Here is a 22016-nt window from a genome sequence, read left to right on the forward strand (position 1 = left end):
AAGAAGGCTGACGTCATTATTGGCCGCCAGCTTACTAAGCATTAACGCCACATTAATGTGACGCAGGTTAAAGACTGGCCGGTTAAGCAACAACGGATCAGCTCAACACAGCCAGCCAGGGTTTGAACTGGCGCTTTATTACGAAGGAACGAAGGTGAAGGTGTATTGCACCGCGGTGGCAATCACATCCTGTTCACCAAACCGGATCTGGCGGATTTTATCCAACATCTTCTGTTCCAGCGCGGCATTGCCCAGTTCGCTGCTCTGAATTTTCAGGCCGGAAACCACGCCACTCGGCAAAATAGTAAATTCAAAAATAAAGCGGCCATTCAGTTCCGGTTCGCTGCGCAACGCCTTGGTGTATAACGCATACACCGCGCCTTTATGGCGTTCCAGTGTGCGGCGAATACTCTGCATGTCGCGCCGGCTTTCCTGCTGCGGATCCAGATATTCGTCTTCACTTGGTAACTCAACCGGCATCACCGGGCTTTCCACCGCTCCGGATTCGTGACCCGCCAGCTGCACACCGTGAGAATTCACCGTGACATCACTGCTGGCCAGTCCGGCACTGGTGGAGGTGGCGTTTTTTTGCCCCAGCAGAGAGCGGGTGCTTTTCTGCACCTTGCCGCTTTTTGCCACCAGAACATTTTTCCGGGTACGCTTCACGCTGTTGGCGGACGTGCGCAACGCCGACAACTGCTGGCTTAAAGCCTGCAAATCGGTTTTCGCTTTAGGAGCGCCGGGTTGCTGAGTTTTCTGCGACGGTTTCGGCTTAGGTTTTACCGGTTCCGGCTTCGCCACTTCCGGTGGTGTCTGCTCTACCAGTTCCGGCTCCGGTTTATCCAGCATCAGCTTGGTGATGACTTTTTTCTCCACCTCTTTTTCCGGAGACAGATCCGGCAACAGTGGCATCACCAGCAAAAACGCCATAAACGGAATAACTATGCGCTGCGCCAGTTTTTTAAACCGTTCTTTCTGCGCCTGGTCTTCATGCCAGGGCAGCAGCACCTCAAGTGCCAGGTGATCAACCGGGTTGTGTGCTATTTCACTCATCACTGGCCACCTGTATCACGCCGTTAACCACCTGGTTCACAGCCAGGGCGATATCGCGGTAGTTTTGTTGTGAACAACTGGCCATCACGCTGCGTAAAATGGCGTAAGGAATTTCCTGGTCACCCAGTATCGTCACCGAACGTCCGTATTGTTTTTCAAACTCGCTCAGTTCGCCCCGCTCATCACTTTTCAGCTTCAGCTCTTCCATAATGGCATCCACCGGTTTGCCATCTGCTTCAATCACCTGCTGCAGAGCCATCACCGGTTTGTCATCAATCAGAATCTGTTCGCTGGTCACGGTAATCAGCAGTTCGTTACTGAAGGAACTTTTTGCCTGGGAATCAGGCAGGGTAATAAATTTCGCGCTTTCAATTTCCTGGCTGTCACCGCTGTTCATCAACAGAAAGAAAACCAGAATGGTGAAAATATCCATCAGCGACACCAGGTGCAGGCCAATGGTTTTTTTCTTGTCTTCGCGCTTATAAAACGTGCCGCCGTGCATCATGGCTTCACCTGCTTTTTATCCGCGATATCACCCAGAGAAATTTCCGGGAATAATTCGACTTCCGCCAGATCTGCGGCAACCACCGTCTGATACGATTTAACCGTATCCATGGTATTAATCAGCGTCTGATACTCCAGATTTTTACCCAACAGAATCAGAGCGTCACGCTTTTCGCTGACTTGCTTTTTCAGCTCGCGTAATACCAGCGACAGCGTGGTAAAGTCATACTGCCCATCCGCCGTCAGGGGAATGTCTTTAATGCGGGTACCCGCCGGAAAAAACACACCAATGCCATCATCACGCACCACCACTTCCAGCTGCGATTGATCCAGCGAGGTTGCACCACCACCACCGGTCAGTTCCGGCAGATTAATTTCCATCACCGTGATTTTGGTGAAGGTCATACTCATCAGCAGTACCGGAACCAGAACAATCATCAGGTTCATAAAGCTGGTGACGTCGATTTCTGCCGCGTCGGTGTTCAGCCGTTTGATTTTTAAGCTCATACGCTTAACCCTTTGACTTCGGCATTCCCGCTTCAATGGCGCGATTCAGAGTCATTACGTTAAGGAATTTAACGCCTGCCATTTCGATGCTGCCAATAATGGCATTGGTTTTATTGCTTAATACCGCGTGGAAAATCAGCAACGGAATTGCGGCAATCAGACCAAACGCCGTGGTGTTCATCGCCACCGAAATGGACTCAGACAAAAGCCGTGATTTTTCTGCCGGGTCGGCACTGGCCACAGCAGTAAACGCGGCAATCAGACCAATAATGGTACCCAGCAGCCCCAGCAGTGTGGCGACGTTGGCTAATACCGCCAGATAACCGGTACGCTGCTCAAGGCGTGGAACTGATTCCATCATGCCCTCACTCATAGCCTGCTCCACATCAGCACGCATACGGGTAACCTGCATCATATCCAGACCACAACCAATCATGCGTGATACCGGTGCCGTATTGTCGCGGGTGAACAGTGTCATTTTTTCGTGATCATCGGTGCGCAGCAAAGGCAGAAAGTCATCAAAGGCTTTCAGGTTTCGCTCTTTTTCACGTTTCAGAAAACGCCAGCGTTCCACTGTGATCGCTAAACCCAGTGCAAACACCAGTGCAATCGGATAGATAAAAAAACCACCCTGTTGAAAGAAGGTGACAATTGCCGAATAAAATTCCATAAAAACCTCTGACTGATTACCCGGCCTATTGCTGGCCACGGCCTTCCAAATTCATTTCGTTATAAATTCGCATAGATCGCAACATCACTTCACGATCAACGCTATCAATGCTTTTTTCATATTTATCTTCCTGCTTCTGATACAGCTTTTCCGCCCCGCCCGGTCCTTTCCAGGGAACAAAATAACTGACCGCAGGCTGTTCTTTATCACCAACAAAACTACTTTCCAGTTTTATGGGTTCATCTGCGTTGACCGGGCTCACAAAGGCAATGATCAGCGCAGAAAGACAGACTGTTTTTTTAATAATCATCATCACTCCGCTTATTCATTAGCTAATAACACGTCGGCCTGACGCAAAAATTCGCTCGGGTTGGTTTGTTTACCGACCGAGCTTTGCTGCACGCCGGTACGGCTGGCGATATCTTTCAGCCAGGCATAAACCGCAGGTTCCACTTCCTTCTCCAGAAACAGATACGCTTCCAGATGTTGCTGCGCCGCCACCTCTTTATTCAGATAAGCGTCATACAGCAAGGCCAGGTTGTAGTGAGCTTCAGGAAAATCCGGCCATAAGGTCAGCGCCCGAGCCAGCGTATTCTGAGCATGGAAAAACTTACCCTGTAACCGTTGTACCTGAGCCAGCAGCGGATAGGCATTCACATTTTCACTGTTCAGCGCCAGTGCCTTTAATAATTGCTCTTCGGCCTTTTCGTATTGCTCACGCTGCAGCGATAAACGAGCACGCATTACCCACGGGCCAGACAACGCTTTGTCATTATTAACGATGACATTCAGTTTCTGCTCGACTGTGGTGTAATCTTCATCCCGCCAGGCTTTCTGTGCTTCGATAAATAATAATACCGAACCTTTATTCACCTGAGACTTATTCGCCAGATAAGGATTTTTTATGGCGTCATAGCTCAGCCATTTACCCTGCGCATCTTTTTTCTGCTGCGGTAAATACCCCTCGGTCGCCATCAGTTGTGGCTGACTGCTGTCCGGCTGTAACACACCGGCTTCCGCCACGGCTGGCGACTCCGGTTTAGTATTGTTACCGGCACAGGCACTCAGCAACACAACACAGCACGCAGCCAGTCCACGGGTCGCTCCACGGAGCGCTGAATTAACGGATTTCATCGCCATATTTCGCTACCTGTTCGGTCTGATCGAAACGCAGCGGAGATAATCGACGCATGGCATCGAAACTCTGCTGGATCCAGTTGTTGTAATGGCCCTGCCAGGCCAGCTCAACGTTGGCCATATAATAATCGGCGGCCAGCGCAGTAAAGGGTTCAGCCTGTTGCTGAAGGATTTGTGCAAACAGCGCTTTGTCGGCAGCCGGTAACTCTTTTGGAACCGGCGCTTTAATTAAATCGTCAGAGAAATTTTCGTACAGCCGCGCCAGCTTCTGATTCGACAGGCTGACAAACTCAAGAATGCCGTAGTCGGCTGCCATGCTGTAACGTGTGGCAGCATCCTGCAGGAAACCATTTTTACGATTGATGCTTTTTTCAATCGGCAAACGGATGGAGCGACGGTTAAATTCCCAGGCAAAATAATCACCGTATTTAGCATTCGCCCAGGCACCCAACCACTGACTGCGCTCAGTACGCTGATCACCGGCTGATTTATCACCGGCAATGACCCGCCGCAGCCAGAATAACTGACGGTTGCGGTCTTTGGCTTTTTCATACAGCGATGCCAGTTTATAACGCGCTTCCATACGATTATCGAACGGCTGCTCATATTTATGGGCATAGTCGCGATAGTAATCGATGGCTTTATTGTCGTTACCGGTTTTTTCCGCTAAACCCGCAGCGACAAACAAGGCTTCCTGCCGAACACCCGGCTGCGGATCTTTTGCCTGCAGATATTCGTAAGCAGCCAGCGCCTGTGGCCAGTCTTTCTGACTTTCATAAGCAAAGGCCAGCTTACGCGGGAATTCCGCCGCCAGTTTATGTTTCGGATAGGCCTGCTTCAGCTGGCGTAATTCTGTGATCGCATCATCCCAGCGTTTTTCTGCCAACAGCATGGACGCCGCATCGTACTGTGCGACAACCCGTAAATCGGTCGCTGGTGCCAGCTTTTTCAGCGATAACAATTCGTTGATCGCCTGGGACTGATCCTGCTCCTTCAGCTGTTGAGCGTGCTGATATACCGACGCTGCGATGTTATTACTGATTTCACGGTATTCTTTACTGCCGGCACGGGCCAGCTTACGTTGCGCCAGATAATTGTTTTTCGCCAGCTGGTATTGCTTCAGGCTGAAACGTGACTGCGCCAGAATGCCAAAGGCGGTTTTTTTCAGGTCATTATTCAGGCCTTTAACATTTTGCAGCAGGTCGCTGGCGACTTTAATCGCACGCTCATATTGTTTCAGGGTGAACATTGCCTGAGAAGCATTTGTCAGTACCGCCGGAGAACGGCTGTCTTTGTGGAATACTTCGGTAAACTGCAGCATGCTGGCCAGAGAATCGGCGCGCCAGCTGTCGATCTGCTGTTGATCAGCCTGTTGTTGTTCCAGCTGAGCGATATGTTTCTGATAAGACACAATGGCGGCATAACCGGCTTTATTCGCTAACTCGTAGTCGGCATCGCCATAAGCCACCTGCTGGTATTCACCAGCGGCCAGACCATACTGGCCATTTTCAAACAGAGCTTCGGCTTTTTTATAGCGGATACGGGCACTTTCAGGCCCGCTGAATAACGCCAGATAACGCTGATAAAAATCGGCGGCACTGGTGAGTGATTCAGACCCTACCTCGGCCAGATGAGTCTCTTTTGGCTTTTTCTTCAGCTTGGCCAGCGCCTGCTGTCCTTTACTGTGATAGTGAGTGGCCAGCTCAACGTAATAACCTTTCAGGTCATCACCAATCTGCGCCTGCAACTGTGGAAACTGACGGTAATAATCGCTATCCGGACCATACAGGTCGGCGTAGTTTTCTTTTTCCTGCAACACCAGTTTCGGGAATGCGCCTTTAACATACACAGAAATCAATTCGGTATGGAAACGGCTGGCACGCTCCCGCATCGGGAAACGTTCAATGTATTCACGATACGTAGCGGCACTGTCGGAATAGAGGTTTTTGTTCAGGTAAAAACCAGCCAGCTGCTGATACAAACGCCAGACAAACGGTTTATCACGCAGACTATCGACATCACGAATGGCTTCCGCGCCACCAAGATTAACCAGTGCCAGGCTCATGCTGTGCAGGGTGTCATTCACCAGCGATTGCTCAACATTGTTCAGCTCTGCGGTACTGCCATCGGCACGATACAGGGCATTCAGAACAAAGGAATATTCATCCAGTGCTTTATCGAAAGCACCTTGCTTATACAAGGCCCAGCCCAGCATATAGTGAGCATTATTATTCAGACTGCTGCTGTTGTATTGCGCGGTTTTGCGATACGCACGCTCTGCCTGAGGGTAACGCTCTGCATTAAAGTGCAGATCTCCCATGCGGAAATACACTTCCGGCATGTGCTCGTAATCCGGGTGGTATTTTTCCAGCCGGTTCATCATCGCCAGCGCATTATCCGGCTGCCCTTCCAGATCGTAGGCCTTAGCCAGCTGGTACAACACCTCGGCGTTATCCGGACTGTTTGGATACTTTTCCAGAATATCGCGGTAGCTGGCGATGGCGTTGCGATAATATCCCTGCTCCGGCGGCGAGTTCGGGCTGGCTGAGCGGGAATCCCCTTCCTGCATGTGCACGCCGGAAATGCGCCGTTCAATCTGTTCTTTAATATAATCGTCGTCGACCAGCCCGAGAATTTCCTGATACTGATCCCGAATCTGCTGGTGATTCAGCTTATCAATTTCGACTTCTTGTAACTCTTCTGTCTCAACCTGATCCAGACTGCCAATGGTTCCCTGCGACGAACAGGCGATCATGGCAGAGCTGATGGCAACGGGTAACAGAAGGCGCATTGTTGATTTCATGGCTTCACCTCTGTTGGTGCAGTAGGTACCTGCTCCAGATTCATTAACGTCCGGTCGTACAGACGCGCTTTACCCAGGCGCGCCTGTGCCCAGTAATATTTCATCCGCTCTTCGTGCTTATCCAGCTCGGCATTAACAACTTTGCGCATGACATTTTCGAGTTTTTTAATCAGGCCATTCACCCTGGCCAGCTTAATATCAATGCGGTTGTGCAATTCAGCCATCCAGGCCAGCTTTTCTTCGGATTCACGATAGGGTTTTTCGATGCGTTTGATTTTTTTCAGCATTTTTTCCATCTGATCAAAATCATCACGCACTGCTTCCAGCATAGGTTCAAAGCGTTGCTGTTCTTCAACATTCAGTGCAACGCTGTGCAGCTCCAGTTCGCTGACCATGATTTCCATCTGGTCTTTGCGCTGCTGATGGCGACTGACAAATTTTGCCAGTGATTCACTGCTCCAGCCCTGCTGGCGATGACGAATAATCAGCTGATGTTCATTTGCCTGGCGGCGCCAGTAACTGAGGTTATCCTGCAACGCATATAAATCGCGCAGTTCTTTAATCACAATATGAAACGGGTTGCTCGACATCAGCTCGATCAGGAAGGGGGTCAGCTTGTTATAATCCAGGCTGGGCTCACTGCCATACCAATCGGTTTCGTCCATCATGGCTTCCAGGTTGCGGACAAATTCCTGCGGGATCCGTTGTCCGGCAATCACCCGGCGCGCTCCGGCAATTGCATCAACCCCCTGAGCAAAGGCTTTTTCTGCCAGCAGGTATTGTTTCAGTGCGGTACGGTGGGCGCCCTGCTGCTCATACAGGTGTGCCAGTAAAACCTTCGCCTCCTGCACCTCAGCAATACTGATCGAGCGCCGGTCGAGTGCTTTTAACGCCGGTATTGCCTGGGGATAACGTTCAAGTTTAATGGCGGTCCAGCCATAACTGAGCAACGCGCGGTTACTGTACAGACCGGTGGTGCGTACATTCTGTAAATCCTGCCAGGCGGCTAATAAATCACCCTGATTAATATCAACGTGGGCCAGAGCCTGTTTGGCGCGGTCGGCCAATACCACAAACTCTTCATCGGTATGGCTGTCAGCGTAACGAATCACCCGCTTAAAATTACTTTCGCTATCGCTCAGGTTGCCGGCTGCCAGCTGCGATGCCGCCAGGTTAAAACGCAGGTAAGGCTCGTAAACACTGCCTTTGGCGATCATATCAATGCTGTTACCTGCGACCTCCAGGTGATCGTTTTTAATATTGATCAGGGTTGCCAGGTAGTTGTATTCACGCACGATTTCATCGGGAATTTCGCCGTTAACCTGAGACAGAGTGGCAGCGGCTTTATCCGTTTCACCTTTCTGGTAATACAGTTTGGCAAGATAAAACCAGGCTTTATTCTGATCCGGTTTGGACACCTGCTGCTCGAGCAGTTCAAGGAAAATGGCTTCCGCCTGTTGCGGCAAACCATACGATAACGTCATACCACCCTGCAGCAGACGCGCTTCATTTTTCTGGTTCTGAAGCTCGCCGCGGGCTTTAGCCACTTCGTAGCCAATCAGCGAGTTAAAATAATTCTGCTGGTAATAATCGAACAGAATCGTACCGAATTTCAGATCGCGTAACCGCTCTGCCGACAACGCCAGTGAAGGTAACAACAGACAACAAACAATGATTAAACGCCACATACGATTACCACTGCTTTATAACGAATGTGGGTTCCTGTTTGCTGAAGTCGTCGACAACAGCCAGCTCAATATAATGACTGCCTTTATGTTTGGTGAAGCTCTGTTCGGCGGCACGTTTGTAGGGCCGGCCATTAGGACCGATGCCGGTAAAAAAGGCCGACAGGGTATGCTCACCCAGATTCAGGTTGGTCAGATAGAGTCGCTGAACGCCACCACGTTTGAGCGCCTGACGCTGCTTATCGCTGTAAATATGGCTGACAACCTGTTTGCCATCGAGTTTGAGTTTGACGCTTTCGAGCTTAAAAAACTGACCGATATCCAGCGACACAAAAACCGACACCTGAGAGCTGGACGGAAATAACAGTTCTTCTTCCATCAGCCGCAGGTCTTTGTTCAGACCAACAATTTCTGACTTCAGCCCCTGAATTTCACGCGATAAATCTTTAACCGTATCCAGCGCCTGCTGAGCCGTCTGTTTACGCTCTTCGCCGGCAAATTCAATTGTTCCGTCTGCTGCTGCCTTATCTGCCGCAGTCAGAGTACAGCCAAATGCCAGCAAACAAACCGACAACACCTTGTTCACTCTCATCAAACCACCTCTAACTGTGCGTAATAACCGGACAACCCACTTGCGAAAGTTGCGCGAGACTACTATGAGTTCACCCCGGACTTAAAGCGGCAAAAAGCCAGTTTTAGACCAAGTCCACAAAATTTATGGGCCAAAGGTGGAATTCATTTTGACGACATTTACCGGCAGGCAACCGGTCGCGCCAAAAACGGACAAATAAAGCCAGTCTTTTACCCGGGGTTTGCCGGATATCACTCAGCGATGTGGGCTGACGACATAATTATCTAATCAGTTCACAGAATCCCCGCAGCCCTTCTGGTACTTTTGCCGCGTTATTTTTCCGGATACCTGACGGCTTATTCAGGTGTTTTTAATGTCATCCGTGTGGGAAGGTTGCCGTTTTTGCTTAATCACGCCTTACATTTTCAGTCGATCCGGCTTGTTATTTTTCGCGCTCTGAAACCGCTAGCCGGGCTCGGGCTTATGCTGTTTGCAACGCTGCTGCAGGCACAACCGGCAACAGACGATTCCTGGCTGGAGCGTTTTTTGTCGTCCTATGCCAGCTCCGATAAACCTCAGCATGAGCTGGTACGTCTCAGCGTGATTGACAGTTTTATCGAATTACACAGCGGCCCGGGACGTGGTTATCCGATCATTCACACCATCGAGCAGGGTGATGAAGTGAACGTCTATAAACGTCGCGGCAACTGGTATCTGGTCTCCGACCGGCGCCTGCGTCAGGGCTGGGTAACGCAGGAAAAACTGGCCAGAACCATCGCTCCAACCGGCTTACCGGCTGCGTTGCCAGATGTTCGCCACGGCGATTACCTGGCACAGAAATTCCGGGTCGGTTTCAGCCTGGGAAAACAGGATGATGACGAAACCGCACAAGTAATGGTCGGTTTCCGGTTATTAAGTTTTGCCAGCCTGGAAATTGAAGGCGGACAGATTTTTGCGGATGACATCGAAGGTTACAGCTACGGTGGCAACCTGCTGATCGAGCCGATCCAGTCTTTATCATTTACCCCGTTTATCAGCCATGGTTATGGCAAACAGGTCTTTCAGCAAAAGGAAACGCTGAATGTAGGTCGCAATAATCACTACGACAGTGATTATCGCTTTACCGGCGCAGGGATCAATTTTTACATCGGTCTGAATTTTGTGATGCGTGGTGAATACCGCAAGATGCATATTTCCGGCGATAACGGCTCAACGAGTAATTCTGCATGGCGAATCGGTTTCAGCAGCTTTTTCTGAACACAGCAATCTGCACAGGCGCAGCAATGGGCTTTTCTGCACCAGCGCTGAGCGCGGATGATGGCTCCGTCGACATTAAACCTATCGTGGTGGTCGAGCCGGACAATAAACAACGTGAGGCTTACGAAGCTCAGATCGATACTGAGTTTTTTGAGATTGGTGGTTATGCCGGTATTTTATCGATTGAAGATTTTACCAGCAGCGCCGTGTATGGCCTGAAGGCTTCTTTTCACGCGACTGAAGACTTTTTCCTGCAGACCAACCTTGGCCAGGCTGAGGCAGGCCTGTCTTACGCCGAGCAACAGGCAGGGGACGGAGTGCGCTTTCTCAGCGACGATGACCGAAAATATACCTACTACAACCTGCTGGTTGGCTACAATATTTTCCCCGGTGAGACCTTTGTCACACAATCCCTGGCCTTCAATAGTGCATTTTATCTGGTGGCAGGCGCCGGTAACACAGAGTTTGCCGGTGACAAACATTTTACCCTGACCTATGGCAGCGGTTACCGCATCATTTTGCAGGACTGGCTGACGATTAACGTTGATTTTCGTGATCATACCTTCGAGTCTGAAATCACTCCGAAGAAAAAACGTAATCACAATCTGGAATTCACGACCGGCGTGACGGCCTTTTTCTGAGGCCGGCAAGCGGAGGCATTATGGCATTCTCTTTTATCAATCGGGTTGCTCTGGCGGGTATCTCTCTGATCGCAGTGCAGGCTCAGGCCGAAGGCGATCAGCCTGGCAGCTACACACAGGTATGTACCTGTGTGCAGGAAGAAACCGGGTTACGTCAGATTCCGGTTACCGTGCGTGATTTTCAGGAGTCTCATCCGGACTTCGAAATTCCGTCACATTTATACAATGGCCGGGTGCGCGATGAGGGCATCATTGAAAATTATCTCAGTGAAGATGGCCGGCCGGTGTACCGCAATGTCGATGGCCGGACAGATACCACCCATGGCAAGCAATACTTTGATCAGTGGTATCGCGATGTTCCCGGAGTCAATCGCACCATTCCGACCACTCTGGTTATGCGTCCGAGCAGCCCCGATAGCCTGTACAAATACACCTATGAAAATCTGAGCTTTTTCCCGATCGACAACCAGGGCTATGGTAATTCCGGTTATGACACCGAAGGGCTTTACCGCAATTTCCACTTTACTCTGGAAACGCACCTGAAGTTTTATTACGTCGAAGGTGGCACATTCCGCTTCCTGGGTGACGACGATCTGTGGATTTTTATTAACGGCAAACTGGCCATCGAATTAGGCGGCCTGCACCCTTCGCTGGAACGCATTGTTAATCTGGATGAAATGGCTGACGAGCTGGGCATTGAACCTGGCAACAGTTATTCATTTGCTCTGTTCTTTGCTGAGCGACATACCTCAGCGTCGCGTTTTGTATTTGAAAGCAGTTTTGAACTGGAATGCCTGTAACGGAGCGTCTTATGATGAAAGCTACTCTGATTCCATCTGTCGTTCTGACAACCGCCCTGGCGGCGGCTACACCGGGCACACTGGCTGGCGACGGCAAACCCGGTGATTATGACGACATTTGTACCTGTGTCGATCCACATAACGGTGTGCGCAAAATTCCGGTATTAATCCGCGACTTTAAAGCCAGCCACCCCGACTTTGAAGCCGGTGTGTTTGGCAGGGACGAAGGCATTGTAAAAAAAGACCTGGGCGCTGACGGCCGCCCGGTGTATGCCGGAGAAACCTTTACGACTCATGGCAAAGAAGCGTTTGATCAGTGGTATCGGAACGTACCTAACGTCAACACCTCGATTCCGAAAACACTGGAAATGACGGAAGTAACCCCCGGGTTTTACCGCTATACCAATTCGTCCTTTTTCCCGATCGATGGCGAAGGGTTTGGCAACCAGGGGTTTTCTCACAATTATCATTTCACCCTGGAAACCCACCTGAAGTTTTTTTATGTCGAAGGTGGACGGTTTAAGTTCGACGGCGATGATGACCTGTGGATTTTTATTAACGGCAAGCTGGCTGTTGACATTGGTGGTGTGCATGGCCGCACGGAAAAAACCGTGTACCTCGACGATATCGCCGATGAATTAGGCATCGAGCCCAACAACACCTATTCATTCGATCTGTTTTTTGCCGAACGCCACAGTGTGCATTCGTCATTCCGGTTTGAAACCACCTTCGAGTTACAGTGCCTGTAACCTTACCCCATCGTTAACTCGGGCAATGCAACGCTGACTGTCATTTCAGCGTTGCATCAGGTTGGCCGATAACCCGACCAGCCGCTGTACTGCCCCACGATTATCAGCCACCACCTCGGCTCCGGCCTGCCCCATCGCCCGACATAATTCCGGTGCCGTTAAATAACGCAGCAGATCACCCGCCAGGGTTTCTGGTGTCACCACGGCCAGCGCCTGTTGTGCCACCAGCTGATCCACAATCGCGGCAAAATTCATATAATGAGGGCCTGTCAGCGTAGCTTTGCCTAACGCCGCCGGCTCAATCGGGTTGTGGCCACCGTGTTCAATTAAGCTACCGCCCATCAGCACCAGATCAGCAGCGGCCAACAACAGCAACATTTCGCCCATGGTATCGGCTACATACACCTGACATTGCTCACCGGCAGATCCGGCAGAACGGCGCCGGGTGATCAGTCCGGCCTGTTTTGCTGCCCGGCTGACGGCATCGAAGCGTTCCGGATGACGCGGAATCAACAGCAGCAGCAGATCCGGACAAGCGGCCTGCAATTGAGGGTAAAGCGCCAGCAACTGCTCATCTTCACCCGCATGACTGGAAGCCAGAGCCAGCACTTTACGCTCTGCCCCCCACTCAGCCCGCAGCGCCGCACCACGGCGCTGTACATCTGCGGGTAAGTCGACATCAAATTTTACACTGCCGGTAATCTCCAGCTTATTTTCCGCCAGGCCGAGATCGATAAAACGTTGCCCATCACTGGCATTCTGAGCGGCCACCAGACTGAGACGCTGCAACATAGGACGGGTTAAAGCAGCAAATTTTGCGTAACCGCGGGCTGACTTTGGCGACAGCCGGGCATTCGCCAACATCACCGGTAACTGGCGGCGTTCGCAGGCTGCCATCAGATTCGGCCAGAGCTCAGTTTCCATCACGACCAGCAACCCCGGACGGATACGGCGCAAAAACAGCGTCCAGAAAATCGGCAGATCATAGGGTAAAAACATATGGAATACGCTGCTGCCAAACAGCCGTTTTACCTGCTCTGAGCCGGTGGGCGTGGTGGTGGTGACGATCACCGGAATATCCGGATAGCGCTGTTGCATGGCTTTAATATAAGGCGCGGCTGCCAGGGCCTCCCCCACGGAAACCGCATGCACCCAGACTCCGTGAGCCGCCGGCCGATGTGGCAACCAGCCAAAACGCTCACTGATGCGCTGGCGGTAACCCGGATTAACGCGGCCACGCCACCATAAGCGGGCGATAAACAACGGCAGCAGAAGTGCATACAACACAGTGTAAAAGAAACGAGCCACACCAAGCCTTCTATCAGGGTGAAAACAGCCGTCAAGTCTACCACAGCCCCGTGCCGAAGGTGCATGCCAGGCCGTGGCGTGGTGAATACAGCTGCGACCATTGTGTTACACTGCCAGCCTTTAAAATGTGTGTGTGATTGCTGCGATGGATGTAACCATTCCCGATTTCCACCAGGCCCGTGTGCTGGTGTTTGGTGACGTAATGCTCGACCGTTACTGGCAGGGGCCGACCTCCCGTATTTCGCCGGAAGCACCGGTGCCGGTGGTTAAAATTCAGGATATTGAAAACCGTGCCGGCGGTGCCGGCAATGTTGGCCTGAACATTTCAACCCTGGGTGCCGGCGTTGAGCTGATGGGCATCATTGGTAACGACGATAATGGCCAGGCGTTGCAAACCATGCTGGCGGAAGCCAGCATCGACTGTGATTTTCTTCACCACCCATCACACCCGACCATCACCAAACTGCGGGTGATGAGCCGTCATCAGCAGCTGATTCGCCTCGATTTCGAAGAGGCGTTTGATGCCACCGATCTGAGCAGTCTGTATCAGTCGTTTGATCAGAAAGTTGCCGACAGCGGAGTGGTGATTTTGTCGGATTACGGCAAGGGCGCACTGAATAATCCACAGCGCCTGATTGAAAGCGCACGCCGCCATCAGGTGCCGGTGCTGATTGATCCGAAAGGCACGGACTTTGAGCGTTATCGTGGTGCGACCTTAATCACCCCGAACCTGAGCGAATTCGAAGCGGTTGTTGGTCCGGCACAGGATGATGACACCTTAGTGGCCAAAGCCCGCAGCCTGATCCAGGATTACGACCTGCAGGCGGTACTGGTTACCCGCAGCGAAAAAGGCATGACGCTGGTTGAACGCGAGCAGCCGCCATTTCATCTGCCGACCAAAGCGCGTGAAGTCTACGACGTCACCGGTGCTGGTGATACTGTGATTTCGGTGTTGGCAGCGGCGCTGGCGGCAAAACAAAACCTGCAACAAGCGACGGCTCTGGCGAATACCGCTGCTGGCGTTGTGGTTGGCAAACTGGGTACCGCCACCGTTTCCACCGAAGAATTACGCCAGGAAATCCGTTCCGAGAGCCATCAGGGTGCCGGTATCTTTGACGAGCAAAGTCTGTTGCTGTTAGTGGAAGAAGCCCGGCAGCGTGGTGAAACCCTGGTGATGACCAATGGCTGTTTTGACATTATTCATCCCGGCCATGTGCAATATCTGAAAGAAGCCAAAGCGCTGGGTGATCGTTTGTTAGTGGCGGTGAATTCCGATGAATCCGTCAGCCGTTTAAAAGGCCCGACGCGGCCGATCAACCCGCTCGATCACCGCATGGCAGTCCTGGCCGGTCTGGAAAGTGTCGACTGGGTGGTGCCATTTGGCGAAGATACCCCTGAGCGACTGATCTGCAGCGTATTGCCGGATATTCTGGTGAAAGGCGGCGACTACAAAATTGAAGAAATTGCTGGCGGCAGCTGTGTGCAGAAAAATGGTGGAGACGTCATTATTCTCAGCTTTAAAGATAACTGCTCCACCACCGCTATTGTTAAACGCATTCAGGCGGAAGAAGCTGCGGACTAGGCTGTCCATTGTCACACTCTGATTTAAGAATTTATACAATCAGAATGTGATGAATAGTTTGGCTCGGGGCGTGCGCTGCAGGGAGCAGCGCCCGAGCGTACAGGGATGTATTCACCGCGTCCCCGGGAGAACTATTGATCATGTTCTGATGCTGATTTTACAGGAATAAAAATATGATTATTGTTACCGGTGGCGCCGGTTTTATCGGCAGCAACATCGTTAAAACCCTGAACGAACAGGGCCGCAAAGACATCATCGTGGTCGATGATTTAACCGACGGCAAAAAGTTCTACAACATCAGCGACTGTGATATCGCCGATTACCTGGATAAAGACGATTTTATTCAGCGGGTACAACTCGACGACGGCATTCTTGACGACGTCGAAGCCATTTTCCATGAAGGCGCCTGTTCCTCCACCACCGAGTGGGACGGCAAGTTTATGATGGAAAATAACTACGAATATTCCAAAATTCTGCTGCACGCCTGCCTGGAAAAAAAGATCCAGTTTTTATACGCCTCCAGCGCATCAGTGTACGGCGGCAGTGATGTCTTCAAAGAAGAGCGCAGCCACGAAAAGCCATTAAACGTTTATGGCTTCTCAAAATGGCAATTCGACCAGTACGTACGCTCCATCGAACATACCTTCGAGAGCCAGGTAGTGGGCTTCCGTTATTTCAATGTTTACGGCCCACGTGAACAACACAAAGGCTCGATGTCGTCTGTAGCGTTCCACTTTAACAATCAGTTAAAAGATAACGGTATCTGCAAACTGTTTGGCGGTAGTGGTGGTTATGCCGATGGCGAACAACGACGTGACTTTGTGTTTGTTGGTGACGTGGTTAAGGTGAACCTGTGGTTCCTGGCCAATGCCGATAAAAGCGGCATCTTTAACCTGGGTACCGGCAACTGCCAGAGCTTTAATGACGTGGCCGATGCCGTTATTAAATGGCACGGCGAACGCGGCCTGAGTGGCAGCAAAAGTTATGTGCCTTTCCCGGACCACCTGAAAGGTGCCTACCAGAGCTTTACGGAAGCGGATATCAACAAATTACGGGACGCAGGTTACAGCGAACCATTTGCTGATGTTGAACAAGGTGTATTTGCCTATATGGACTGGCTGAACGCCTGACCGTTAAGCGCAAACAAAAATGCCGCGTCCTGTTATCAGGGCGCGGCATTTTTATTGAATCACTGAAAAATCAGGCCAGAACCAGATCACTGCCCATCGCTGCTTTCAGCTTTTTCATGGCATTTTTCTCGAGCTGACGGATACGCTCAGCCGATACTTCATAAATGGCGGCGAGATCGTGCAGAGTGGCTTTCTCTTCCGACAACCAGCGTTGTTGCAGAATATTGCGGCTGCGGTCATCCAGCTCCGACATCGCCTGCGCCAGACGGCCATTGGCATCCTGCTCGTAGTTATCGTCTTCAACCAGAGTTGCCGGATCAGCGCTGTGGTCTTCGAGGTAATACACTGGCGCCTGTGGCGCAGAATCTTCGTTGTCGTCGTCAACGCCACCGTCGAATGCGGCATCGTGGGCGTTCAGACGGCCTTCCATTTCAAAAACGGTTTTGGTTTCCACGCCCAGATCGTCGGCGATGGATTTGGCTTCAGCCTGGCTTAACCAGCCCAGACGTTGCTTTTTAGAGCGCAGGTTAAAGAACAGCTTACGCTGGGCTTTGGTGGTGGCGACCTTGACGATCCGCCAGTTACGCAGAATAAACTCGTGGATTTCAGCTTTGATCCAGTGCACAGCAAAAGACACCAGACGAACACCCACTTCCGGGTTAAAACGTTTTACCGCCTTCATCAGGCCCACGTTGCCTTCCTGAATCAGGTCACCCTGGTTCAGACCGTAGCCGGAGTAGCTGCGCGCGATATGCACCACAAAGCGCATATGGGACATCACCAGATGACGTGCAGCTTCCAGATCACCTTCATAATGCAGACGCTCTGCCAGGGTTTTTTCTTCCTCGGCAGTCAGCACAGGGATAGCATTAACCGTGCTGATGTAAGCCTCCAGATTGGCACCGGGAGACAACGCATTAACGGCTAATAAACCTTGGTTCATCGAACACTCCTGAAAAGTTCACCCCAATGATGAGGTATCAACGGCAAAAGAGTTTAGCACCTGAAAACTCTGACAACCAATCCCTCTTTGCAGTTCCTTACTGGAACAATCTATTTAAATAATAGCCAATTATGACTTTTTAAACAGCCAATGATGGCAATATTCCCGTCATTCAGGGTTCTATCTGGTCGAGGTGACGCGCAACCGACCACCAGGCTCCGAGCCAGCCCAGTATCATCGCCGATAACAACAACACCATGGCCGCCGCCGCGGATAGTGGTTTCAGCTCAAAGCCTGAGCCATACAGCTGTGCCAGCTCATCCACCGGCCCCGACAATAACAACCAGCAGGTGGCCAGCAGTATCCAGGCCAGTAAACCACCGACCAGGCCATACCATAAACCTGTGTATAAAAAAGGCCGGCGTACATAAGCGTTGGTGCCACCCACCAGCTTGGTAACCCGGATTTCGTCGACCCGGGCAGCAATCGCCAGACGCACGGTATTGCCCACCACCAGCAGAATTGCCAGCGCCAGTAACACACCTAACACCCAGATCAGCCGCTCTCCCAGTGCCAGCATCGCCAGCAGCCGCTCAACCCAGGCCATGTCGAGCTGTACCGAATCCACAATCTGATAGGAGCCCAGTTGCTCCACCAGTTGTTCCACCTGCCGTGCTTCAATTCCCAATGGTGGTTCCACCAGAATCACCGCAGGCAACGGGTTATCAGGTAAAAAGTCGAGAGCCTGTTGCAGGCCACTGTTGTGGCGGAAGTCGTCGAGAGCCTGATCCGCATCGATAAATTCGGTCTGGCGCACATCATCCAGTGCTGCGATACGATCACTCAGCGCCTGTCCCTGTTCGATATCCGCTGCCGGGCTAAGATACAAAGTAATGCGCCCGGATGCCTGAAACCGACCACTGAGTTGTTCCATATTATCCAGCGTCATCCATAACGCGCCGGGTAAGGTCAGTGCAATGGCCACCACCAGCCAGGTTAATAGTGCCGCTGCCGGATTCGCCAGCAGTTTTACCAGAGTCTCAACAGCCACCAGCTGATGGTGCGCAAACCAGGCGCCAAACTGTGCCTGGATACCAATTTTATGACTGGAAGCACCCTTGGCGGCGCCGGGTTTCACATCAGCCATATACGCCCTCCTGTAACTGACCCTGCACCATGCTGCCCTGATCAAGAATCAGACGGCGATGACCCATACGTTCGATCAGAGCAATATCGTGAGTGGCGATCAGTACCGTGACACCCACCTGCTGAAAACGGGTGAAAAGTTTCATAATTTCTTCGGATAATTCCGGATCGAGGTTACCGGTCGGCTCATCCGCCAATAATAACGGGGGTTTATTAACCACCGCCCGGGCAATCCCGACCCGCTGTTGTTCACCACCCGACAGCTCAATCGGGTTGCGCTTTTCCATACCCAATAAGCCAACAGAATCAAGCGCGGCACGCACCCGGCGCCCGGCTTCAGCGGGAGTAAAGCCAGCAATCTGCAGCGGTAACGCAACGTTATCAAACACGCTGCGATCAAATAACAGCTGATGGTTCTGAAACACCACGCCGACCTTACGGCGATGGAACGGCACCTGAGATGGGCGCAGGCGCGCCAGATTCTGGCCATCGATAATCACCTGGCCACGGCTGGGACGCTCCATCAGCATCATCAGCTTCAGCAGGGTACTTTTACCAGCGCCGCTGTGGCCGGTGAGGAAGGCAAATTCACCACGCTGCAGTTCGAAGTTCACACTGCTGAGCGCTTCTTTGCCGCCCCCTTGTGTGCCGGGGCTGCTGTAACGCTTGCTGACCCGGTCAAAACGCACCATTACATCGGGGTTTGCCATCCTTACCTCTTATTATTGCTGCAACTGCATCAAACCGGATTTTCCTGCGGCGATCAGTCTTCTTGTTTAAACAATGCCCGGGTAAATTCTTCGGCATTAAACGGGCGTAAATCATCGATACCTTCGCCAACACCAATAAAGCGCACCGGAATTTCAAACTGCTTGGCCAGCGCAAAAATAATACCGCCTTTGGCCGTGCCATCGAGTTTGGTTAACGTCAGCCCGGTTATGCCTACCGATTGCAGGAACTGCTTGCACTGATTAATGGCGTTCTGACCGGTACCGGCATCCAGTACCAGCATCACCTCATGCGGTGCCGCATCGTCGAGTTTTTTCATCACCCGCACGACTTTTTCCAGCTCCTGCATCAGGTTGTCTTTGTTATGCAAACGGCCGGCGGTATCAGCAATCAGGATATCGACGTTACGCGATTTGGCTGCTTCCACCGCGTCATAGATCACTGAGGCGGAATCCGCCCCGGTATGCTGCGCCACGACCGGCACATTATTACGCTCCCCCCATACCTGCAGCTGCTCAACGGCGGCCGCACGGAAGGTATCACCAGCAGCCAGCATCACACTTTTGCCGCGGTTCTGAAATTGTTTTGCCAGTTTGCCAATGGTGGTGGTTTTCCCTACGCCATTGATACCCACCATCAGAATGACATACGGCGATTTTTCGCTATCGATCACCAGCGGCTGTTGCGCCACCGCCAGCATGGTTTGTAATTCTTCGATCAGCGCCTCAAATAAGGCATCGGAATCGTTCAGCTCTTTACGGCTGATGCGGCCGGTCAGGCGTTCCATGATTTCCTGAGTCGCTTCCATGCCCACATCCGCCATGATCAGCTGGGTCTCCAGATCTTCCAGCAGGTCATCATCAATTTCCTTTTTACCCACCAGCAAGTCTGCCAGGCCATCGGCTAAGCCGCTGCGTGTTTTGCTCAGGCCATCGCGGATGCGGCCGAAGAAACCTTTTTTCTTTTCTTCTTTTGGTGCTTGCTGTTCGCCAGCTTCTTCGAAGTAGCTCAGCTCTTCGTTATCAGCAGTCTGAGCCGTTTCAGGTTCAGCGACCGGGCTCACCGGAGCTTCTGATGATTGTTCAGGATCTGGCTCAGGTTGTTGCAGTGCCTGCTCTTCGGCAACCACTTCTTCAACGGCCTGTAGCGCCGTTGCAACGTCACCGGCGTGATCAGCAGCTTCGGCTGTTTCTGCTGCTTCGACTTGTTGTTGTGTTTCTGCATCCTGCTCAGCGGCAGGTTGCTGCTCTTCTGGCGCTTTCTTTTTGCGCTTAAAAAAATCAAACATTGGTTGTTCACCACAATATCGGTTGCTGACCACAGAATCGGCGTCTGCTCGCCCGGCCGGAAAACAGGGGTGCGTGATCAGTATCACCCGCAGGCAATTAAAGTCCGCTATCCTACCACTAAACCCCATTGTGAATAAGGACGCGGGCGTGAGATTCAGCCGCCGTACTCTGAATATCATTATTTTATCCTGCCTGGTGTTAATCAGCTGGATTCACCTCGGCAGAACCGACCCGGAACAACTGCCCTTGGAGCCACTGCAGCTTCCGCCATTAAGTGTATCGCCCTGGCATCACTGGCAGACGGAAGAAGGCATCACCAGCTATTGGCAACAGACCGCACTGCCCCATGGCCAGATACGGTTATTGACCGGACAACACCAGGACATCCGCCTGCCCGCTGAGCACTGGAGTCAGGCACTGCAACAACAACCACGACCGGAAACACCCCAATCCGTATCGGCCATTCTGCTGCAAGGGCCCTGGCAGGAACGTCAGATGCAGGCCATCAGCGCCTGGCTGATCCGTCACTGGCAGTTACAACCCGCCAGCGCCAGCACGGAAACGCTGGGCATTTGTGAACAGCATCATGCCGCCGGTTCATTATGGTTTCGGTCGCACTGGGCCAGCCCGGTTGCTCAACTGGATAAAGCATTGCCCAACCGTTCCCAATGGCAACACTTCCGCCAGCAGCGCAGCCGCGAATTACGGCTACGCTGGTTGTCCCATGCCGGTCAGCTCGACATTCAGAGCGACATTGCCTACCATCGCCCCCCCTCTGGTTATTACCAGCACCTGTATCAGGCGCTGGCCGATAGCCAGAAAGATGCCGCCGCCGCTTACCTCAACTGTAAACGTGCGCCGGCCGGCAAGTTATCGGTTCCAGACACGGCGAACGACCCATGAGTAAATCCACCCCGACTCAACAACTGCGCATTATCGGCGGCCAGTGGCGTTCGCGCCGGTTGCGTTTTCCGGCCATCGATGGCTTACGCCCGACCCTCGACCGGGTACGGGAAACCGTTTTTAACTGGCTGCAGTTTGATGTCGAAGGCGCACGTGTCGTGGATGCCTTCGCCGGCAGTGGTGCACTCGGTTTTGAAGCGTTATCACGCGGTGCCAAACAAGTGATTTTTCTGGAGAAACACGCCAAGGCCGCGTTACAGCTGAAAGAAAACCTGCAAACGCTGCAGGCCAGCAACGCCCAGGTCTGGGCCGGCGATGCACTGACCTGGCTGGAACAAAATCCGGAACCCTACGACCTGGTATTCCTCGACCCACCGTTTGGCAAAAACCTGCTGCAACCCGCTATCGAACAGTTACGCCTGTTACCCGGTGCGCTGGTTTATATTGAACATGAAGCGACGTTACAGCCGCAGCTGCCGGCTAACTGGAATGAGAAAAAAAGCAAAACCACCAAAGAGTTTTGCTTCCGCTTGTTTGAAGTGGTGTGAGCCAATGAACTCTTGACCTGCTCCGCAGGTCTGCCATACTGGATTCACGACTCCCCCTTCG

The 22016-nt window shown here is 52.0% G+C and carries 22 protein-coding genes; 8 read left to right on the top strand and 14 right to left on the bottom strand.

Going from position 1 to position 22016, the window contains the following annotated elements; all coding sequences use genetic code 11:
* Positions 1-138: 138 nt before the first annotated feature.
* Genes ACFOMG_RS03565 through ACFOMG_RS03605 form a run of 9 tightly spaced genes read right to left on the bottom strand, consistent with a single transcriptional unit; the run spans position 139 to position 8951 of the window.
* The gene (locus ACFOMG_RS03565) at positions 139-1053 is read right to left on the bottom strand and encodes an AgmX/PglI C-terminal domain-containing protein (RefSeq protein ID WP_376864845.1); all 915 of its coding nucleotides are present in this window, start codon (positions 1051-1053) and stop codon (positions 139-141) included.
* Positions 1046-1558 carry an ExbD/TolR family protein gene (locus ACFOMG_RS03570; RefSeq protein ID WP_376864846.1) on the bottom strand — a complete coding sequence of 171 codons (513 nt, stop codon included), beginning with the start codon at positions 1556-1558 and terminating at the stop codon, positions 1046-1048. The genes ACFOMG_RS03565 and ACFOMG_RS03570 overlap by 8 nt, the downstream gene beginning before the upstream one ends.
* On the bottom strand, positions 1555-2064 hold the full coding sequence (locus ACFOMG_RS03575) for an ExbD/TolR family protein (RefSeq protein ID WP_376864847.1): 510 nt from the start codon (positions 2062-2064) through the stop codon (positions 1555-1557). Before ACFOMG_RS03575 ends, ACFOMG_RS03570 begins: the two co-directional genes overlap by 4 nt.
* Positions 2065-2068: 4 nt before the next feature.
* On the bottom strand, positions 2069-2734 hold the full coding sequence (locus tag ACFOMG_RS03580; RefSeq protein WP_376864848.1) for a MotA/TolQ/ExbB proton channel family protein: 666 nt from the start codon (positions 2732-2734) through the stop codon (positions 2069-2071).
* Positions 2735-2759: 25 nt separating this feature from the next.
* A complete protein-coding gene (locus tag ACFOMG_RS03585) occupies positions 2760-3044 on the bottom strand; it encodes a hypothetical protein (protein WP_376864849.1) in 285 nt (94 codons plus the stop codon).
* 11 nt (positions 3045-3055) lie between these two features.
* The gene (locus ACFOMG_RS03590) at positions 3056-3874 is read right to left on the bottom strand and encodes a tetratricopeptide repeat protein (RefSeq protein ID WP_376864850.1); all 819 of its coding nucleotides are present in this window, start codon (positions 3872-3874) and stop codon (positions 3056-3058) included.
* On the bottom strand, positions 3855-6674 hold the full coding sequence (locus tag ACFOMG_RS03595; RefSeq protein ID WP_376864851.1) for a tetratricopeptide repeat protein: 2820 nt from the start codon (positions 6672-6674) through the stop codon (positions 3855-3857). Before ACFOMG_RS03595 ends, ACFOMG_RS03590 begins: the two co-directional genes overlap by 20 nt.
* Positions 6671-8362, bottom strand: coding sequence for a tetratricopeptide repeat protein (locus ACFOMG_RS03600; RefSeq protein ID WP_376864852.1), 1692 nt, complete (start codon positions 8360-8362; stop codon positions 6671-6673). Before ACFOMG_RS03600 ends, ACFOMG_RS03595 begins: the two co-directional genes overlap by 4 nt.
* Before the next feature lie 4 nt (positions 8363-8366).
* Complete coding sequence (locus ACFOMG_RS03605) at positions 8367-8951, bottom strand: AraC family transcriptional regulator (RefSeq protein ID WP_376864853.1); 585 nt, start codon at positions 8949-8951, stop codon at positions 8367-8369.
* A gap of 462 nt (positions 8952-9413) precedes the next feature.
* Here ACFOMG_RS03605 and ACFOMG_RS03610 point away from each other — a divergent pair, with 462 nt between their 5' ends.
* From ACFOMG_RS03610 to ACFOMG_RS03625, 4 genes are read left to right on the top strand one after another with little or no spacing between them, the layout of a single operon-like run.
* Positions 9414-10187: an SH3 domain-containing protein gene (locus ACFOMG_RS03610; protein ID WP_376864854.1), complete on the top strand. Its 774-nt coding sequence runs from the start codon at positions 9414-9416 to the stop codon at positions 10185-10187.
* Positions 10188-10213: 26 nt separating this feature from the next.
* Positions 10214-10828, top strand: a complete 615-nt coding sequence (locus ACFOMG_RS03615; RefSeq protein ID WP_376864855.1) for an outer membrane beta-barrel domain-containing protein — start codon at positions 10214-10216, stop codon at positions 10826-10828.
* Positions 10829-10848: 20 nt separating this feature from the next.
* Positions 10849-11628, top strand: a complete 780-nt coding sequence (locus ACFOMG_RS03620) for a fibro-slime domain-containing protein (protein WP_376864856.1) — start codon at positions 10849-10851, stop codon at positions 11626-11628.
* An 11-nt stretch (positions 11629-11639) separates the two neighbouring features.
* The gene (locus ACFOMG_RS03625) at positions 11640-12377 is read left to right on the top strand and encodes a fibro-slime domain-containing protein (protein WP_376864857.1); all 738 of its coding nucleotides are present in this window, start codon (positions 11640-11642) and stop codon (positions 12375-12377) included.
* A gap of 45 nt (positions 12378-12422) precedes the next feature.
* Here the strand turns inward: ACFOMG_RS03625 and waaA are convergent, their stop codons facing one another.
* A complete protein-coding gene (gene waaA / locus ACFOMG_RS03630) occupies positions 12423-13685 on the bottom strand; it encodes a lipid IV(A) 3-deoxy-D-manno-octulosonic acid transferase (RefSeq protein WP_376864858.1) in 1263 nt (420 codons plus the stop codon).
* Between the two features lie 145 nt (positions 13686-13830).
* Between waaA and hldE the strand changes: the two genes are divergently transcribed.
* Together hldE and rfaD are read left to right on the top strand one after the other, a co-directional pair.
* The gene (gene hldE, locus ACFOMG_RS03635) at positions 13831-15267 is read left to right on the top strand and encodes a bifunctional D-glycero-beta-D-manno-heptose-7-phosphate kinase/D-glycero-beta-D-manno-heptose 1-phosphate adenylyltransferase HldE (protein ID WP_376864859.1); all 1437 of its coding nucleotides are present in this window, start codon (positions 13831-13833) and stop codon (positions 15265-15267) included.
* A 173-nt stretch (positions 15268-15440) separates the two neighbouring features.
* On the top strand, positions 15441-16397 hold the full coding sequence (rfaD, locus tag ACFOMG_RS03640; protein ID WP_376864860.1) for an ADP-glyceromanno-heptose 6-epimerase: 957 nt from the start codon (positions 15441-15443) through the stop codon (positions 16395-16397).
* A 70-nt stretch (positions 16398-16467) separates the two neighbouring features.
* Here rfaD and rpoH read toward each other — a convergent pair whose 3' ends face one another.
* The 4 genes from rpoH to ftsY all read right to left on the bottom strand — a co-directional run bounded on the left by rpoH (position 16468) and on the right by ftsY (position 20503).
* Positions 16468-17340, bottom strand: a complete 873-nt coding sequence (gene rpoH, locus ACFOMG_RS03645) for an RNA polymerase sigma factor RpoH (protein WP_376864861.1) — start codon at positions 17338-17340, stop codon at positions 16468-16470.
* A gap of 172 nt (positions 17341-17512) precedes the next feature.
* Complete coding sequence (gene ftsX, locus ACFOMG_RS03650; protein ID WP_376864862.1) at positions 17513-18487, bottom strand: permease-like cell division protein FtsX; 975 nt, start codon at positions 18485-18487, stop codon at positions 17513-17515.
* Positions 18480-19178: a cell division ATP-binding protein FtsE gene (gene ftsE / locus ACFOMG_RS03655; protein WP_376865078.1), complete on the bottom strand. Its 699-nt coding sequence runs from the start codon at positions 19176-19178 to the stop codon at positions 18480-18482. Before ftsE ends, ftsX begins: the two co-directional genes overlap by 8 nt.
* A gap of 71 nt (positions 19179-19249) precedes the next feature.
* Positions 19250-20503, bottom strand: coding sequence for a signal recognition particle-docking protein FtsY (gene ftsY / locus ACFOMG_RS03660; protein ID WP_376864863.1), 1254 nt, complete (start codon positions 20501-20503; stop codon positions 19250-19252).
* Positions 20504-20651: 148 nt separating this feature from the next.
* On the opposite strand from ftsY, the gene ACFOMG_RS03665 reads away from it, so the two are divergent.
* Both ACFOMG_RS03665 and rsmD read left to right on the top strand, forming a co-directional pair.
* Positions 20652-21407, top strand: coding sequence for a hypothetical protein (locus tag ACFOMG_RS03665; protein ID WP_376864864.1), 756 nt, complete (start codon positions 20652-20654; stop codon positions 21405-21407).
* The gene (gene rsmD / locus ACFOMG_RS03670; protein WP_376864865.1) at positions 21404-21955 is read left to right on the top strand and encodes a 16S rRNA (guanine(966)-N(2))-methyltransferase RsmD; all 552 of its coding nucleotides are present in this window, start codon (positions 21404-21406) and stop codon (positions 21953-21955) included. Before ACFOMG_RS03665 ends, rsmD begins: the two co-directional genes overlap by 4 nt.
* Positions 21956-22016: the final 61 nt, after the last annotated feature.

This window comes from Bacterioplanoides pacificum (assembly GCF_042648445.1).
Classification (GTDB): Bacteria; Pseudomonadota; Gammaproteobacteria; order Pseudomonadales; family Oceanobacteraceae; genus Bacterioplanoides; species Bacterioplanoides pacificum.

Excerpts from the sequence above, each read along its gene's own strand:
- ACFOMG_RS03600 (WP_376864852.1), bottom strand. The coding sequence starts at position 8,362 with ATGTGGCGTTTAATCATTGTTTGTTGTCTGTTGTTACCTTCACTGGCG.
- ACFOMG_RS03615 (WP_376864855.1), top strand. The coding sequence starts at position 10,214 with ATGGGCTTTTCTGCACCAGCGCTGAGCGCGGATGATGGCTCCGTCGAC.
- ftsY (WP_376864863.1), bottom strand. The coding sequence starts at position 20,503 with ATGTTTGATTTTTTTAAGCGCAAAAAGAAAGCGCCAGAAGAGCAGCAA.
- ftsE (WP_376865078.1), bottom strand. The coding sequence starts at position 19,178 with ATGGTGCGTTTTGACCGGGTCAGCAAGCGTTACAGCAGCCCCGGCACA.
- ACFOMG_RS03595 (WP_376864851.1), bottom strand. The coding sequence starts at position 6,674 with ATGAAATCAACAATGCGCCTTCTGTTACCCGTTGCCATCAGCTCTGCC.
- ACFOMG_RS03580 (WP_376864848.1), bottom strand. The coding sequence starts at position 2,734 with ATGGAATTTTATTCGGCAATTGTCACCTTCTTTCAACAGGGTGGTTTT.
- hldE (WP_376864859.1), top strand. The coding sequence starts at position 13,831 with ATGGATGTAACCATTCCCGATTTCCACCAGGCCCGTGTGCTGGTGTTT.
- rpoH (WP_376864861.1), bottom strand. The coding sequence starts at position 17,340 with ATGAACCAAGGTTTATTAGCCGTTAATGCGTTGTCTCCCGGTGCCAAT.
- ACFOMG_RS03610 (WP_376864854.1), top strand. The coding sequence starts at position 9,414 with ATGCTGTTTGCAACGCTGCTGCAGGCACAACCGGCAACAGACGATTCC.
- ACFOMG_RS03620 (WP_376864856.1), top strand. The coding sequence starts at position 10,849 with ATGGCATTCTCTTTTATCAATCGGGTTGCTCTGGCGGGTATCTCTCTG.
- ACFOMG_RS03570 (WP_376864846.1), bottom strand. The coding sequence starts at position 1,558 with ATGATGCACGGCGGCACGTTTTATAAGCGCGAAGACAAGAAAAAAACC.
- ftsX (WP_376864862.1), bottom strand. The coding sequence starts at position 18,487 with ATGGCTGATGTGAAACCCGGCGCCGCCAAGGGTGCTTCCAGTCATAAA.
- ACFOMG_RS03575 (WP_376864847.1), bottom strand. The coding sequence starts at position 2,064 with ATGAGCTTAAAAATCAAACGGCTGAACACCGACGCGGCAGAAATCGAC.
- ACFOMG_RS03625 (WP_376864857.1), top strand. The coding sequence starts at position 11,640 with ATGATGAAAGCTACTCTGATTCCATCTGTCGTTCTGACAACCGCCCTG.
- ACFOMG_RS03565 (WP_376864845.1), bottom strand. The coding sequence starts at position 1,053 with ATGAGTGAAATAGCACACAACCCGGTTGATCACCTGGCACTTGAGGTG.
- ACFOMG_RS03590 (WP_376864850.1), bottom strand. The coding sequence starts at position 3,874 with ATGGCGATGAAATCCGTTAATTCAGCGCTCCGTGGAGCGACCCGTGGA.
- rfaD (WP_376864860.1), top strand. The coding sequence starts at position 15,441 with ATGATTATTGTTACCGGTGGCGCCGGTTTTATCGGCAGCAACATCGTT.
- rsmD (WP_376864865.1), top strand. The coding sequence starts at position 21,404 with ATGAGTAAATCCACCCCGACTCAACAACTGCGCATTATCGGCGGCCAG.
- ACFOMG_RS03605 (WP_376864853.1), bottom strand. The coding sequence starts at position 8,951 with ATGAGAGTGAACAAGGTGTTGTCGGTTTGTTTGCTGGCATTTGGCTGT.
- ACFOMG_RS03585 (WP_376864849.1), bottom strand. The coding sequence starts at position 3,044 with ATGATTATTAAAAAAACAGTCTGTCTTTCTGCGCTGATCATTGCCTTT.